This is a genomic window from Agriterribacter humi, assembly GCF_009192765.1.
Lineage (GTDB): Bacteria > Bacteroidota > Bacteroidia > Chitinophagales > Chitinophagaceae > Agriterribacter > Agriterribacter humi.
Window position 1 is genome coordinate 738,410 of record NZ_VOHQ01000001.1, and the last position, 14,714, is coordinate 753,123.

Annotated in this window: 12 protein-coding genes; 5 read left to right on the plus strand and 7 right to left on the minus strand. The window is 43.4% G+C overall.

The window, feature by feature from the left end; translation table 11 throughout:
- The first annotated feature begins 1 nt into the window (after position 1).
- On the plus strand, positions 2–904 hold the full coding sequence (iolE, locus tag FRX45_RS02805; RefSeq protein WP_152266857.1) for a myo-inosose-2 dehydratase: 903 nt from the start codon (positions 2–4) through the stop codon (positions 902–904).
- Positions 905–915: 11 nt separating this feature from the next.
- On the opposite strand, the gene FRX45_RS02810 is transcribed toward iolE, so the two are convergent.
- Complete coding sequence (locus FRX45_RS02810; protein ID WP_152266858.1) at positions 916–1,095, minus strand: hypothetical protein; 180 nt, start codon at positions 1,093–1,095, stop codon at positions 916–918.
- A gap of 123 nt (positions 1,096–1,218) precedes the next feature.
- On the opposite strand from FRX45_RS02810, the gene FRX45_RS02815 reads away from it, so the two are divergent.
- Positions 1,219–1,755 (plus strand): hypothetical protein, encoded by a 537-nt coding sequence (locus FRX45_RS02815; RefSeq protein WP_152266859.1) that lies wholly within the window; start codon positions 1,219–1,221, stop codon positions 1,753–1,755.
- Between the two features lie 641 nt (positions 1,756–2,396).
- Positions 2,397–3,770, plus strand: a complete 1,374-nt coding sequence (locus FRX45_RS02820) for a Gfo/Idh/MocA family protein (protein WP_152266860.1) — start codon at positions 2,397–2,399, stop codon at positions 3,768–3,770.
- A gap of 43 nt (positions 3,771–3,813) precedes the next feature.
- Here FRX45_RS02820 and FRX45_RS02825 read toward each other — a convergent pair whose 3' ends face one another.
- Both FRX45_RS02825 and FRX45_RS02830 read right to left on the minus strand, forming a co-directional pair.
- Positions 3,814–4,452 carry a hypothetical protein gene (locus FRX45_RS02825; RefSeq protein ID WP_152266861.1) on the minus strand — a complete coding sequence of 213 codons (639 nt, stop codon included), beginning with the start codon at positions 4,450–4,452 and terminating at the stop codon, positions 3,814–3,816.
- 294 nt (positions 4,453–4,746) lie between these two features.
- The gene (locus FRX45_RS02830) at positions 4,747–5,481 is read right to left on the minus strand and encodes a class I SAM-dependent methyltransferase (protein ID WP_152266862.1); all 735 of its coding nucleotides are present in this window, start codon (positions 5,479–5,481) and stop codon (positions 4,747–4,749) included.
- Positions 5,482–5,758: 277 nt separating this feature from the next.
- On the opposite strand from FRX45_RS02830, the gene FRX45_RS02835 reads away from it, so the two are divergent.
- On the plus strand, positions 5,759–6,556 hold the full coding sequence (locus tag FRX45_RS02835) for a HipA family kinase (protein WP_152266863.1): 798 nt from the start codon (positions 5,759–5,761) through the stop codon (positions 6,554–6,556).
- Positions 6,534–6,917 (plus strand): DUF3037 domain-containing protein, encoded by a 384-nt coding sequence (locus FRX45_RS02840; protein ID WP_152266864.1) that lies wholly within the window; start codon positions 6,534–6,536, stop codon positions 6,915–6,917. The genes FRX45_RS02835 and FRX45_RS02840 overlap by 23 nt, the downstream gene beginning before the upstream one ends.
- A gap of 310 nt (positions 6,918–7,227) precedes the next feature.
- Here FRX45_RS02840 and FRX45_RS02845 read toward each other — a convergent pair whose 3' ends face one another.
- From FRX45_RS02845 to FRX45_RS02860, 4 genes are read right to left on the minus strand one after another with little or no spacing between them, the layout of a single operon-like run.
- Positions 7,228–8,610 carry a c-type cytochrome domain-containing protein gene (locus FRX45_RS02845; protein ID WP_152266865.1) on the minus strand — a complete coding sequence of 461 codons (1,383 nt, stop codon included), beginning with the start codon at positions 8,608–8,610 and terminating at the stop codon, positions 7,228–7,230.
- A 17-nt stretch (positions 8,611–8,627) separates the two neighbouring features.
- Complete coding sequence (locus FRX45_RS02850) at positions 8,628–9,740, minus strand: NHL repeat-containing protein (protein ID WP_152266866.1); 1,113 nt, start codon at positions 9,738–9,740, stop codon at positions 8,628–8,630.
- A 19-nt stretch (positions 9,741–9,759) separates the two neighbouring features.
- Complete coding sequence (locus tag FRX45_RS02855; protein WP_152266867.1) at positions 9,760–11,226, minus strand: DUF1501 domain-containing protein; 1,467 nt, start codon at positions 11,224–11,226, stop codon at positions 9,760–9,762.
- A gap of 23 nt (positions 11,227–11,249) precedes the next feature.
- Complete coding sequence (locus FRX45_RS02860) at positions 11,250–14,453, minus strand: DUF1553 domain-containing protein (RefSeq protein ID WP_152266868.1); 3,204 nt, start codon at positions 14,451–14,453, stop codon at positions 11,250–11,252.
- Positions 14,454–14,714 lie beyond the last annotated feature (261 nt).

The window sequence follows — 14,714 nt, forward strand, 5'->3', positions numbered from 1 at the left end:
TATGAACTTTGAGAACATACAGTTGGGCATAGCCCCCATTAACTGGACCAACGATGATATGCCCGAACTGGGCGCTGAAAATACCTTTGAGCAATGCATCAGCGAAATGGCGCTGACGGGCTTTACCGGTTGTGAGGTAGGCAACAAATTTCCACGCGATATTGCCACTTTAAAAAAAGCGCTCAGCCTGAGAGGTTTGCAAATTTGCAACCAGTGGAACAGTTATGAGCTAACAACTAAGTCGCTGGAAGAGAACAAAAAAAGCTTTACGCAATTGCTTGATTTCTTAGAAACGATGGGCGCCAAAGTAATTGGTGGCGGAGAAACCGGCAATAGCTGCCAGGGAAAGAAAGATGTTCCGGTGCTGGAAGGCAAGGGCATGCTGAACAGCAACGAAGAATGGAAGAACTTTACTTATGGCTTAAACGAATTGGGCAAAATAGCCCGTGACCGGGGTATTAAATTAGCCTTTCACCATCACATGGGCACCTGCATACAAACGCGTGAGGAAACGGAAAGGATGCTGAATGAAACCGGCCCTGAAAATGTTTACCTGAATTACGATTGCGGCCATTTTTATTTTGCGGGCGAAGATCCTGTTGCCTGTCTTGAACAGTTTATATCACGCACCGCGCATATACATTTGAAAGACATCCGCCCAAAAGTTTTACAGCAGGTAAAAGATAAGCGTATGAGTTTTTTAGATGCCGTGAAAGATGGTGTATTTACCGTGCCCGGCGATGAGGAAGGTTGTATTGATTTTCCGGCATTAGCTGCTGCTATCAAAAAAAGCGATTACAAAGGCTGGATGGTGGTGGAAGCCGAGCAGGACCCCGCCAAAGCTAACCCGCTGGAGTATGCGTTGATAGCGAGGCAGTATATAAGAAAAGTAACAGGCTTGTAAAACATATCTCATTACAATTTAGCTATGGGTGGCGAGCCTGCCTGACGGCCGTCAGGCAGGCTCGCCACCCATTTATTATCGCCTCCTGCGATCCGGTAAATTGTATTACCGGGACACCATTTCGTAAGAATATCGCGGCTACGAAGTCTGAAACTTACATCGCGTTGGATATACTGTAGTCCACCTGGCATTGAATGATTGAACCTTTTACATACAAAAAGGCTGGTTTCATTTATATTGGGCTATAATCCTATTGTAACACTAAATACTTATTGGCTTTATCCTCTGCTACCTTAACCCTAAACATGATCGATGTGAAAAAAAATTGTACAACATTCCTATGCGTCGGGCTAATCATTATTCTTTTCAGTGGATGTACAACTGCTTCGATAGAATCCGGTGAAAGCAATAATGTAAAGGGTCCTTATAACAGGATGTTTATCCTGATTAACGGTTCCCCGAGAGCCGATAAATTTATTGAAGGTTTTGCCGAAAAAATAAAACAAGCCATTACAGAAAGAGGCACAAACACTGAAGTACATGTGGAAGGAAGGCTTTCATTGGAAACACAAAAAGAAATAGATGATAAAATCAACGCCCATAAAGCCGATGTTGTATTGGTCATAAAGCAAACAGAAGCATTGGTTGACGGCAGACTTGGATTTGGAACCGGGAAAGGCTCTATGGCAGGCGCTTTTGATTTGAAATTATTTGACAAAAAAGAAAAGCGTCCCATATGGAGGGCCAACATGAAAGCATATGGAGAATATGGTATTTCCATGGCTATAGAAAAAACAACAAAAAAATTTATCGCTTTACTTGAGCAGGATAAAATTATCAGGTATAAATAGTTAATGCAGCTATTGCGATGCATGGCATCCTCTGACTGCCGTCAGGCAGGCTCGCCACGCATTTATTTATTATTGCCTACGGCGATCCGGGAAAATTGTATTACCGGGACAAAGTCCAGGAAGAACATAGAAGTAACGAAGCCGGAGACATCGTACAGCGGCGCTTTTTTACGTTGCCCGTAAATTTCAAAAAATCTCTTTGAACCGGATCTGCTTTACACCCGCTTTTCATTTGCCATATAAGAGGCAAATGGTTAGGTATAATAACAAAAGCGTTAATGATTGCACGATTTTTTTGTACAATGAAGCATGTTCCGTGGGACTCTGTAGTCTCGTGGGATAAAAATGTTGTGAGTCACCTATGTCTCCGAGTCATCCGATACAAGCGGCTATGGCTTATTTATTTTATTTTGGGTTTCGTCGGGGTTTTGCTCTGACGCCACGCATACAGCTTAGCCAGACCTGCACATAGCTTACAATATCCCTTTATAAAGCACCATCTCTGCAAATTTTTCATGCGTGTAAAATTATCCTCAACCCTATAACCGGGTGACTTATTCAAAATGACGGAAACAACTAAAGAAAAAACGATAAAGCTTGTTATCTTTAAGCTATTGCATTTTAATTCTAATATTTCTTATATGAGCCAGCACAATTTTAACCGCCGTCAGTTTATTCGCGGCACTTCTGCAGCCCTTGCCCTCGCTTCTCTTCAGGCCAATGGCATGGATTTTTTAGTGTCCCCTTCAGCAAAACCCCGGCGTGTAGCCCTGATCGGTACCGGGTGGTATGGTAAGAGTGACCTGTTCCGGCTGATGCAGGTTGCGCCCGTTGAAGTAGTAGGATTGTGCGACCCGGATAAACACCAATTAGAGAAAGCCGCAGAAATGGTGAGCCAGCGGCAATCCAATCATAAAAAGCCGGCTACGTACGGTGATTACCGTAAGCTGCTGGCTGAACAAAAGCCAGAGATCGTATTGATCGGATCCCCCGATCACTGGCATGCCCTGCAGGCCATTGAGGCCATACAATCCGGCGCCCACGTGTATGTTCAAAAGCCCATAAGCGTAGATGTTATGGAAGGAGAAGCCATGGTGGCTGCAGCGCGTAAACACAACCGCGTTGTGCAGGTGGGCACACAGCGCAAAAGCACACCGCATTTGATTGATGCAAAGAAAAATATAGTAGACACCGGCTTACTGGGAAAAATATCGCATGTAGAAATGTGCTGCTATTACCACATGCGTAATAATGGCAATCCTCCCGTGCAACCGGTGCCTGACTTTTTTGATTACGAAATGTGGACAGGCCCCGCCCCCATGCGTCCTTACGACGGATTGCCGCATGTACGTTGGTGGCGCACCTTCATGGAATATGGAAACGGCATTATGGGCGACATGTGTATTCACATGTTCGACACCGTTAGGTGGATGCTGAAATTAGGCTGGCCCAACCGCATTAGTTCAACCGGGGGCATATATGTTGATAAAACCGGTAAAAGCAATATTGCCGATACCCAGTCGGCTATTTTTGAATACAATGAGCTTAACTGCGTGTGGCAGCACCGGAGCTGGGGCACGCCTGCTGATCCGGAATATCCCTGGTCGTTTAAGCTGTACGGCGAAAAAGGCACTTTGTGTGCCAGTACCATGCAATATGATTTTATACCACAGGGCAAGGGCGAAAAAATTCATAAGGATGTGGTATACGAAAAGGAAAAATATCCTGAAGACCTTACAGAACCCGATATTGAACTGAATGCGGCTCCGGCTACACGTTTGCACATGCTGGATTTTCTAAAAGCCATTGACAACAAAACCAGACCCATAGCCGATATTGAACAAGGCCATATTTCTACGGCAAGTTGCATCATCGCCAACCTTTCCATGAAGCTCGGACGCCCCCTCATTTACGATCCTGTAAAAAAGCTGATTGTGGGCGATGCGGAAGCTACTAAACTATTACAAAGGCCATACCGGGAGCCGTGGATACATCCTTCACCGGGAAAAGTATAGCAGCAGTGCAGGAAAATTATTGCGTCATGCTGGTTTTGAAAGATCAGCGTTGCCGCTCAAAAGCCATATCAACCTTTTCCTTTTTAGTGATATAATAAATTGTACCGTCTTCCTCATAGGAGGAATCACGTAGTGAAGTAGTGGCTATTAATAATGAATTGTCAAATCGTCTTATACTTCCGCCCTGGGGTAAATTCATTGATGTTGTTTCATCCCCGTTAATATCAGGCAACTGCATGATAATTCCGTTGGGGAAGTAAACAGAATCCTCTCCTATACGCTGAAATAATTTCTGGCACTGGTAGGCAGAATCCATATAATTAGTGAATGGTGTTTCTACACTATCTTCCTCATTGTCCTCCCCAAGATAAAATGAAAAATAAGCAGTTGTTATTACATCAAACCTGAGATCAGTGCCCGTTATATTGCCTTCCGTTATAATTACATTCCCGTTATTGTTGTAGGTAATATAATCAGCAGTTAATTTATTTTTATACACAATGCTGTCAACGGTATATGTTGTAATGGTTTCGGTTGAGACCGTGTTCGACATAAATATCCATTCACCGGTTATTTCGCGGTCGGGCTGAACAGGCTGGTCAATTTCCTTGTTACAGGAAAACGACAAAAGAATAAACAGGAAGGCATGGCTTTTCAAAATGCAGCGTAAACCCAATCGCATATGAACGCAGTTTGTGATTTAATGTAAAAGCAAATTATAGAGGATGGTTCCTGTTTGTTGTGACGAATTGTTTCAGAGTATTCAAAAACTAAGCCAAATCGTTTTTATATATAATATGAATATACATTATTGCTAAAGCATATGCATTAAACGATTAAAAATATTCAGTTTGTAAGAGCAAATACTTATTGCAGTGTGCAAAATTCTATACAGTCTTTTCGTTCTTCTAATATTATGTATACGAATCTTTTCGGGAAAAGGTTTGGGCAAACAATTAAAGTAAACAACGCACTTTTATTTCTTTTCATACAGCAGGAAATGCTGTATAGGCAGAAAATTACCGTTATAATATAAGCTGAAACCATTGGCCGCCAATTCTTTGTTAAGCTGCGCAACAGTGGTTTTATGCAGGGGCTTAATGCGTACCGCGGGATCTTCGCCGCGATATTCGATCAGTAAAATTTTGCCATCTTTTTTTAATGCCTTTTTTATGGATTGCAACATTTCATACGGATATTCCAGTTCGTGGTATACATCTACCATAATGGCAAGATCTACCGAATGATCGGGCAGGTTAGGCGACATCACGCTTCCCTTTATTATTTCTACATTACGGTTACGCAAGGCCGCTTTTCGCTTTTCAAGCGCGGCAATCATTTCGTCCTGGATCTCCACGGCATATACTTTACCCTGCGGTAATTTCTCACACAATTTAAAACTATAATAACCGGTGCCGGCGCCTATATCGGCAACTATTGCTGAAGGAGATAAATCCATTTTTGCAATAGCCAGCGCTGTATTTTCTTCCTGCTGCCGGTCTTCTCTTTCCAGCCATGCCGAACCTGCAGCACCCATCACATGAGCTATCTCCCGGCTTAAGTAATATTTTCCTATACCGTCTGCAGTAGTATCACCATAAGTGTATACCGCATCATTTACTGGTTTTGCCTCCGCCCGTTTTTGCTGGGACCTGCAACCTGTTGTACAAAACAAATTGAAAACGGTTAATAACAGCCATATTAATTTCATACATGGTAGTTGAAGGTTAAAGTTCCGTATTGTAAACAGAACGAGCTAAAATTATCTGAAAGCCTGCTTTTTCACAGGCAGTTACCTTTTATTTACAGCATAGCGTGTAAAATTGGTAAGTTAAGTAAACAACAGGACAGCATCCTTAATTCTATCATTGTTACCGCCCACTATAATGACCTGCTTCAAAATATTTTTCCCAAAAAAAGGATTAATTTCAGGGCTCATACATTAATAATGTAATATAGAGCGAAAGATATAAATGCAGATTTTGCAGATGAATGATACATCACCACAATTAAGAACGGTTAATGTTACCCGTTATGTTACACCCTTAAGGGAAGGCGGCTCCTTACCTGCTATTGCCGAAGCGGATGACGGGTTTTTGTATGTGCTGAAGTTTCGTGGAGCTGGACAGGGTATTAAGGCGCTTATAGCCGAACTGCTTGGCGGTGAAATTGCGCGTGCATTGGGATTAAAAGTGCCTGAAATTGTCTTTGCAAATGTTGATGAAGCTTTTGGCCGCACAGAACCCGATGAAGAGATACAGGACCTGCTGAAATTCAGCGAGGGGCTTAATCTTGCCCTTCATTATCTTTCGGGCGCTATCGCCTTTGATCCGGCTGTTACAAAAATTGATGCAACACTTGCCTCACAAATTGTTTGGTTAGACAGCCTCATAACAAATGTAGACCGCACCTCCCGCAATACCAATATGCTGATGTGGTATAAAGAATTATGGCTGATTGACCATGGGGCTGCTCTTTATTTCCATCATTCATGGGATAATTGGGAGGAACAGGCTGTTCGGCCATTTACACAGGTCAAAGATCATGTATTACTGCCGTGGGCAAGCGAACTGGAATCTGTAAATGAAATATTCCGCTCCATGCTAACCCCTGAACGGATCCGTTCTATTGTTGAGCTTATTCCGGATGAATGGCTGATAACAGGAGCTTCACCCGGATCCGCGGTCGAAAAAAAACAGGTATACATTCAATTTTTAACAACACGACTTCATCATTCAGAAATATTTGTAAAAGAAGCGCAGCATGCAAGACAATCACTTATTTGAGTACGCCGTTATTCGAATCGTGCCCAGGGTGGAGCGTGAAGAATTTTTGAACGTGGGCGTTATTCTGTACGCTTCCAAACAAAAATTTTTACAAAGCATGTTCCATCTGAACGAGGAACGCCTGCGTGCTTTATCCGGCAAAACAGATATCGAAGAGGTGGAAGCACATCTCCGTTCTTTTGAAAGGATTTGTATGGGTGCTGCCGATGGCGGACCTATCGCAGGATTAGATATGGCTTCCCGCTTTCGCTGGCTTACGGCAACAAGAAGCACTATTGTACAAAGCTCTAAAGTTCATCCCGGTTTTTGCACAAACCCCAAAGAAGCGCTTGAAAGATTATTTAACCAATTGGTGTTGTAACTCATCTCATATGTCTCCTGAGCAGTCAGCTTTCAGCCGTCAGCTATCGGCTAAAGCATACTAACGATGAGCTAAATCCTTCTTCCGCGTTTTACCTCTTCTCACTTACCTAAACCACAAATTGTAAACTACAATCTAACATTGAAACGGATTTTCCTGCAACCTGTAACATGCAACCTATCCACTTACCTCTCACTTTTCACATCTCACAATTCACTACTCACCACTCACTATAAACCACAGATCGTAAAGTATAAACCCAACATTGAAACGGGTTTTCCCTGCAACCTGTAACATGCAACCTATCCTCTCACCGCTCTACCACTACCCCATCGTCCTGCAGTTTTTTCACAGCTTCTTCCGTAAATTGCGTTTGCCAGAGATTGATCTTTTGCAAGCCTGTCATTTGCTTAAACACAGCAATACTTTTATCTGTAATGGCGTTTTGCCCGATGTTTAAAGAAACCAGTTGTTGCAGAGCCTTCAGTGGTGCTGCAGTCTCATCTGTGAGATTGTTTTTTTGTAATTCTAATTTATTAAGATTTGGAAGACCGGAAATCATTTTCATTTCTTCATTGCCAAGTGCGCAATTGCTTACATCAAGGCGATACACCTGTTCCTTTACGGATAAAAGTTTTTGTAAGATTTTCTTTTTTTGTTCAGGGCTGCTTTTCTGAACCATTACAAAAGAAACATCCAGCAGGTTACTTTGTGCAGCCAGAGAACGAACAATTAATTTCATTTCTTTTAACTGCCGCACGATACCGGAATCGGCAGGAGCTACTTCGGGCAAAACAATTTCCTTATTGCTTTCTTCATCAAAGCCAAGATAAAAAGCAAAAAGAAATTTTGTCTTTTCATCTAATTTGCTTTCAGCGATATTTTTATTGAAATCGGCGCCCGAAGCTACCCACCATTTCATTAACCCTAACTCAACAGTGGTAAGTGGCGGTTGGTTATTGGCGGGCATAAATTTAGAATTGTCCGGATCTAAAGTTACCCGGTGTATCAGCTCGCTCTTGTCAATATCGCCCGGCACAAGGGTATTGCCACTTTTACCTCCCTTCATGATACCTTCGGCTGAATTTAAAACAAGATCGCCTTTTTGTTTGTTCGGATTATGACAGCTCACACACTTAGCATGAAGGATCGGTTGAATGATGTTGGTATAGATCCGCACCGAGTCAAGTTGCGGGGGAAGTTTTTGCAGTTGCTCACGCGGTGTAGCAGGGAAAAGAGATTTGAGAAACGAAGGCATGTGCGCCGTTAAATATCCTTCTCCATGCGTGAGCGTTCCACCCAGGTGACCGCCTGCAATTATTAATAATACACACAAAGACAGCAGCCATGTGCTAAGCTTTGTTTTGAGGAGAAAAATATCTTTTTTTTGATTTCTTCTAATCCACCATGCACAAAAACTTATGATCGCCAAAGCAATGCCAATCCACTGATGCCAGAACAATGTGTCTGCATCGTATCCGCCACTGGCAGAAAGCAGATAACCGGATACTGCTGCCAGTGCGGAACCCAGCGACCCAACCAGCAGAGCAAGACCAGCGGAAAATTCCAGCGTCTTATTTTTTCTATACGCTGCTATACTATTCAGCAATGCCGCAAACAATAAAATACCAATGGGAATATGAACGATCAGTGGATGAAAGCTGCCAAAAAACAATGACCAGTCTGTACGCATTTCTAAAATAGTATTTGCTATATCCGCTCTAATTTAACCGGGTAGGTTTTTTCGGCATTCCATTGACATATGTATACATTTTTATCTGCATCCACGCAAACATCATGACCGTGATAAAAAATATTTCCATCTGCAAACATGGGCTGCAGTACACCATTTTTATATTCGGGCTGTGTTCCGCCGGGATTGGAAACCACTTTGTTGTTTTTATCTAATATGGTAACAAATCCCGATTTGCCGCCATCCATTTTTCCGGTGTCCCTGAAATTAGACCAGCATACGCCGGCATAAATATTTTCGCCGTCCAGCACCGGGCGGCATACATAGGCTCCGGGCAATTTAACCGTTTCGATATAGTGACCGTCTAATGTAAAAAATTTGAAAGCATTGTCATTGCGTGAAGTACAAATAAGTTTGGGTGATGCAGGATCACGCAAATCAACAGCCACACCATGAGCGTTGTTCAGGTTATGATCAGCATCGCTGTTATGATGTCCGCCGAAATGCCTGATGTATTTTCCGTTGTGATCGTATTGAATGATATAATCCGATCCGTAACCATCCGCTACATAAAAATCACCATTGGGCGCAACGGCTGTTTCCGTGGGTTTAAAAGGTTCATCTTTTTTATATATGCCAATGGTAGCCGGATGTCCTAATGCAAATACAAGCTTACCATCTGCTGTGGTTTTAAATACGCTGCCCGACTGGGACTGCCATTTATTATCCTTTCCCAGAAAATACCCGCAATCGGTAATAAAAAGAAAATCTTCACCTCCTTCGGCAGATAAGGTAAGTCCGTGCCCCCCGGGGTATCGTGTGCCCCATGTATCAAGCAGCTTGCCCGATCTGTCGTAGATGATAATATTGTTCTTTACTTCATCAGTTATCATCACCAGACGGCCTTTTGAATCATTTACCATTTCGTGGCAATCCAGCACCGGTGTTTTTGCGGGATCAAGGTTTCCCCATGCTTTGTTTACACGGTACCTGAAATTTCCATGACCAACAATATTATCGCTGGCCGGGCTGGCTTTGCCGATAATATTAAATCCTGCAATAGCTGCGCCGGTAAGCAGTGAGGTCTTTTTAATAAATTGTCTCCGGGGATAATTGTTATGGTCTGACATATAGATATAATTAAAAGATTTATGCAATAATAGCTTTTACAATTTTGCCTTCCACATCCGTCAGCCTGTATCTTCTACCTTCGGCTTCATATGTAAGTTTCTCATGGTCTACACCCATTAAATACAACAGGGTGGCCTGGAAATCGTGCACATGCACCGGGTTCTTCACAATATTATATCCAAAGTCATCGGTTTCACCAAATGTCAAACCCGGTTGCACACCGCCTCCCGCCATCCACATGGTAAAGCAGCGGGGATGATGATCACGGCCATAATTATCTTTGGTGAGTTTTCCCTGTGAATAATTTGTTCGTCCAAATTCGCCGCCCCATATCACCAATGTATCATCTAATAAACCTCTTTGTTTTAAATCCTTTACCAACGCTGCCGACGCCTGGTCGGTAGCTTTACACTGCTGGGTAAGCGCCGAAGGCAAATTGCCATGATTATCCCATCCCTGGTGATACAACTGAACAAATTTTACATTCTTTTCCAGCAGTCTTCTTGCCAGCAAACAATTGGCGGCATAGGTGCCGGGCGTACGCGAGTCGGGACCATACAGATCAAACACCCAATCGGGCTCGTCACTCATATCCGTTATCTCAGGCACGGAAGCCTGCATGCGGAATGCCATCTCGTATTGCGCTACACGGTTACCGATTTCGGGATCACCGAAGGTTTCCAACTGCGATTGATTTAACGCTTTCAATGCATCTAACATTTCACGACGGTCAGCAGCCTCATATCCTTTGGGATTATTGAGATAAAGCACGGGATCGGCGCCGGAACGAAACTGCACGCCCTGGTATTTGGAAGGAAGAAACCCATTGCCCCAAAGCCGGGCATACAAAGGCTGATCCTTTGGTGCATTGTTTGAAACAAGTACAATAAACGCGGGCAGGTTATCATTATCAGATCCCAGGCCATAATGCACCCATGATCCTATGCTGGGCCGGCCGGCCAACTGGTTACCGGTTTGCATAAAAGTTAAAGCCGGGTCGTGGTTGATCTGTTCGGTATACATGGATTTAATAAAGCACAGATCATCCGCTACGGCGCCGGTATACGGCATAAGTTCGCTTACCCACGCACCACTTTGCCCGCGCTGTGCAAATTGAAAAGAGGAACCCACCAGCGGCAGTGCAGATTGTTGTGCACTCATGCCCGTAAGCCTTTGCCCCTTTCTAACGGAGTCGGGTAAATCCTGTCCGTGCATTTTTTCAAGCAGGGGTTTATAATCGAAAGTCTCAAATTGAGAGGGACCGCCACTTTGAAAAAGATATACCACTCTTTTGGTTCTTGCAGGTATATCGGGCATACCTGTTATACCGCTGGCCCCCGCAATAGCTTTTGCCTTATGCGATAAAACATCCTGCCCTGCTAAAAGCGATCCTAAGGCTACGGAGCCCAATCCCAGTGACGCCTTTAACAGAAAAGACCGCCGGTTGAGATGGCTGGCTACAAGCTGTTCAATTTCTTTATTCATATCATTTCGTTTACAGCAAACCGTTATCTTTTGGTTATAAATGCATCGGAGTTCATAATAGTACTCACTACTACCGTTGTTGCAGCCAATGCCTGCAGATCTTTCTTCACTTTAATTTTATAATCGCCTGCCGTTAGCCACCCGCTCATTTTATCCGGCTGATTTTTAAATTTTTCGTATTGCGCTGCATATAAATTTTCGAGAATATCCTTTTCTTTTGCTGAAGGCGTTCGCGCAGTTAAAGCACGGTAACAATACAGTATCCTGCCGCCAACGGTATTGTCATTTGCCAGCGCATTTTCGGCCAGCACTTTTGCGGCCTCAACAAACTGCGGATCGTTCAATAAAACCAATGCCTGCAACGGGGTGCTTGTTTTTTGTCTTTGCACCGTACAACTACTCCGCATCGGTGCGTCAAACGTGCTCATAGACGGAGGTGGATTGGTGCGTCTCCAGAAGGTATACAAACTCCTCCGGTACAAAGCAGATCCCGTATCCTGATGATATACTTCACTGTTTACCGCCCATACCCCCTCGGGCTGGTAAGGCTTTACGCTGGCGCCGCCAATTGCGGGAGAAAGCAGCCCGCTTGCTGTTAAAGCTGCATCACGTACCATTTCGGCTGTTAGCCTGAATGCCGGCCCACGGGCCAATAATACATTTTCCGGATCCTTCTTCAATAATTCAGGCGAAGTATTGGAAGACTGCCTGTAAGTAGCAGATAACACGATAAGCTTTTGCATTGCCCTTACATCCCAGCCCGATTCCCTGAAACGAACAGCAAGCCAGTCTAATAATGCAGGATGAGAAGGCATGCCACCCTGGTTGCCAAAATTGTCGGCGTTTTTTTGAAGACCCGTACCAAAATAAGTTTGCCAGTAACGGTTTACAATCACTCTTGCGGTTAAGGGATTTTGAGGATCCATAAGCCATTTTGCCAAACCCAGCCTGTTCTTTGGCAGATCTTTTCCAAAAGGTAATATAGCTGCCGGCACATCCGGTTGCACCTCCGCTCCATAATTATCATATACACCTCTTTCTAATATATACGATTTTCTTTTTTGCTTCATTTCCTCCATCACCATTATTTCAGGTATGTTTTCCGTAAGCGCATTTCTTTCCAATCTTGTTTGATGCAGCTCACCAGCTTTTTGTTGCCATGCCCTTGAAATATTTAAAAAATAATATTGCGACAGGTCTTCATCGGAAACCATATTTTTTGGGGTGCTGTTACCCGTTTGCATCTGAACCAGCACATTTACTTCAGCGGGAGTAAGGCTACGGTCATAAACCACCAGTTCATCTACCAGCCCATCCTTAAAACCCGTGCCTCTCCAGTCGGCGCCTACCTGCAGCCCCGGCTGCTCCCCGTTGGTAAACATAATATCCTTATACAGGTTGTCCTTTTCCGTTACCATGGCTACTTCACTCCCGTCCATAAATAATTTTAGCCCTTTCGCTTTGCCGGAGCCATCATAGGTAACCGTTAGCTGTATCCATTTTTCTTTCGGCAGCGATGCTTCGCTCACCTTTAGAATATTATTGTATGGCCAGGTATGCGCCATTAAAATTTCAGCCTTGTCGTTTTTTATATTTAAAAAATAACCGCGGAAATTATAGGTGATATCGCCACTGCCTTTATGAAAGATCACACCTTTACTTAAATCCTTTGGAATATTAACCCACACGCCAATAGTAAAAGGCTGAAAGCGATTGAAAATACCCACCTCGCCCAGCTTCAGCACATCATCGCCATTCGATTTAAATGCATTGCCTATGCGGCCGGGAACAAGCACCGGTTCAGCCGTTATGCCTTTATCTTTTGCAGATACTTCATTTATAAAAGCGCCGTTCGCAAGCTTATCAAATGAAAAATGCGCCTGCAATCCTTTTTTAAAATTAAAGGGAATGGTATTCGTTGTGTTTAATTTCCACTGATCAAAATTTGCTTTTTCATTTTCAGCGATAGCATTCAGTTCCGCGGTTAAACTGTCTTCTTTTTTGCTGAGATAAGCAATGATGGAATCCTGTTTTGCATCGGTCAACAGCAACGTAGGAACAGGCATGGCATTGTCCCATGATATTTGCCCTGCTTCATCTACATTATTAAAGAAACTATACAGGCTATAAAATTCTTTTTGAGATATGGGATCGAATTTATGATCGTGGCAGCGGGCGCAGCCTATGGTCAATCCCATTAAAGCGGTACCCACGGTGCTGGTACGGTCTACCACGTATTCATTTCTGAATTCTTCATCTACAATACCGCCTTCCATGTTTTGAGCGTGGTTCCGGTTAAATGCAGTAGCGATCTTTTGTTCGCGGGTAGCGTTGGGCAGCAAATCGCCTGCCAGTTGCCAGGTAACAAAGCGATCGAAAGGCATGTTTTCATTAAACGATTTAATCACCCAGTCGCGCCATGGCCACATCGGCCGGTAGCGGTCAACAGTATACCCATGCGTATCGGCATACCGGGAAACATCAAGCCAGTCTATTGCCATTTTTTCGCCGTAGTGGGGAGACTGTAATAAACGTTCCACTACTTTTTTATATGCATCGGGCGACTGATCTGCAATAAAAGCATTTGTTTCCTCTACAGTGGGTGGTAAACCGGTAAGGTCTAATGTTACCCGCCGCAATAAAGTTTCCTTATCTGCCTCCGGCGAAGGTTGTAAGTTGTTTTCTTCGAGCTTCTGCAATACAAAAGCATCTATATCATTTTTAACCCATTGCTTATTTTTCACTTCCGGAACAGCAGTTTTTTTGGGTGCAATAAATGCCCAGTGCGGTTTGTATTCCGCCCCTTGCTCAATCCATTTGATCAATACTGCTTTTTCATAATCTGTCAGTACCCGGTTAGATCCTTTTTTGGGCATCATCATTTCTTCATCGGGTGTAGTGATCCGGTAATACAATTCGCTTTTAGCCAGCTTGCCGGGAACAATAGCATGTTTTCCGCTTGTTAATACCGCTAAAGCACCTTCCCTGGTGGAAAGGTTTAAGCCCGCCTTTTGCCCCTGGTTTTTATCCGGGCCATGGCATAAAAAACATTTATCGGAAAGAATGGGTTTAACATGCAGGTTATAATCAATATGCGCAGGCAGCGATTTATCGAACTTTGTTATGGAAGCTGGTTTGTCAACAGCGCTTGTGTTGATAAAGAAAAACCCGCCAATAACCAGTAAACCAATGAGCAGGGCAATTTTACCAGGAACTTTTTTTTTCATATTTAAAACAAGCAAAAACTTTCTGCAACAAAATATTATTTTCAGGTATGAAACCAGGCGGGTATAAAGATAATCATAAAAAAGGGTTTATCGGTTGCGGGACGCATCTTTTGTGAAACCTGTTTGGCAGGCATTCATTTTTATTTTACATTCATGCATGATGTGGTTCAAAAAATCGTTTTGAACCACAGCGACAGGGTGGCACAAAGGAACAGGGTTTAAACGCTCTGTGATAATTGAAAAATCTCTGTATAACGCTGT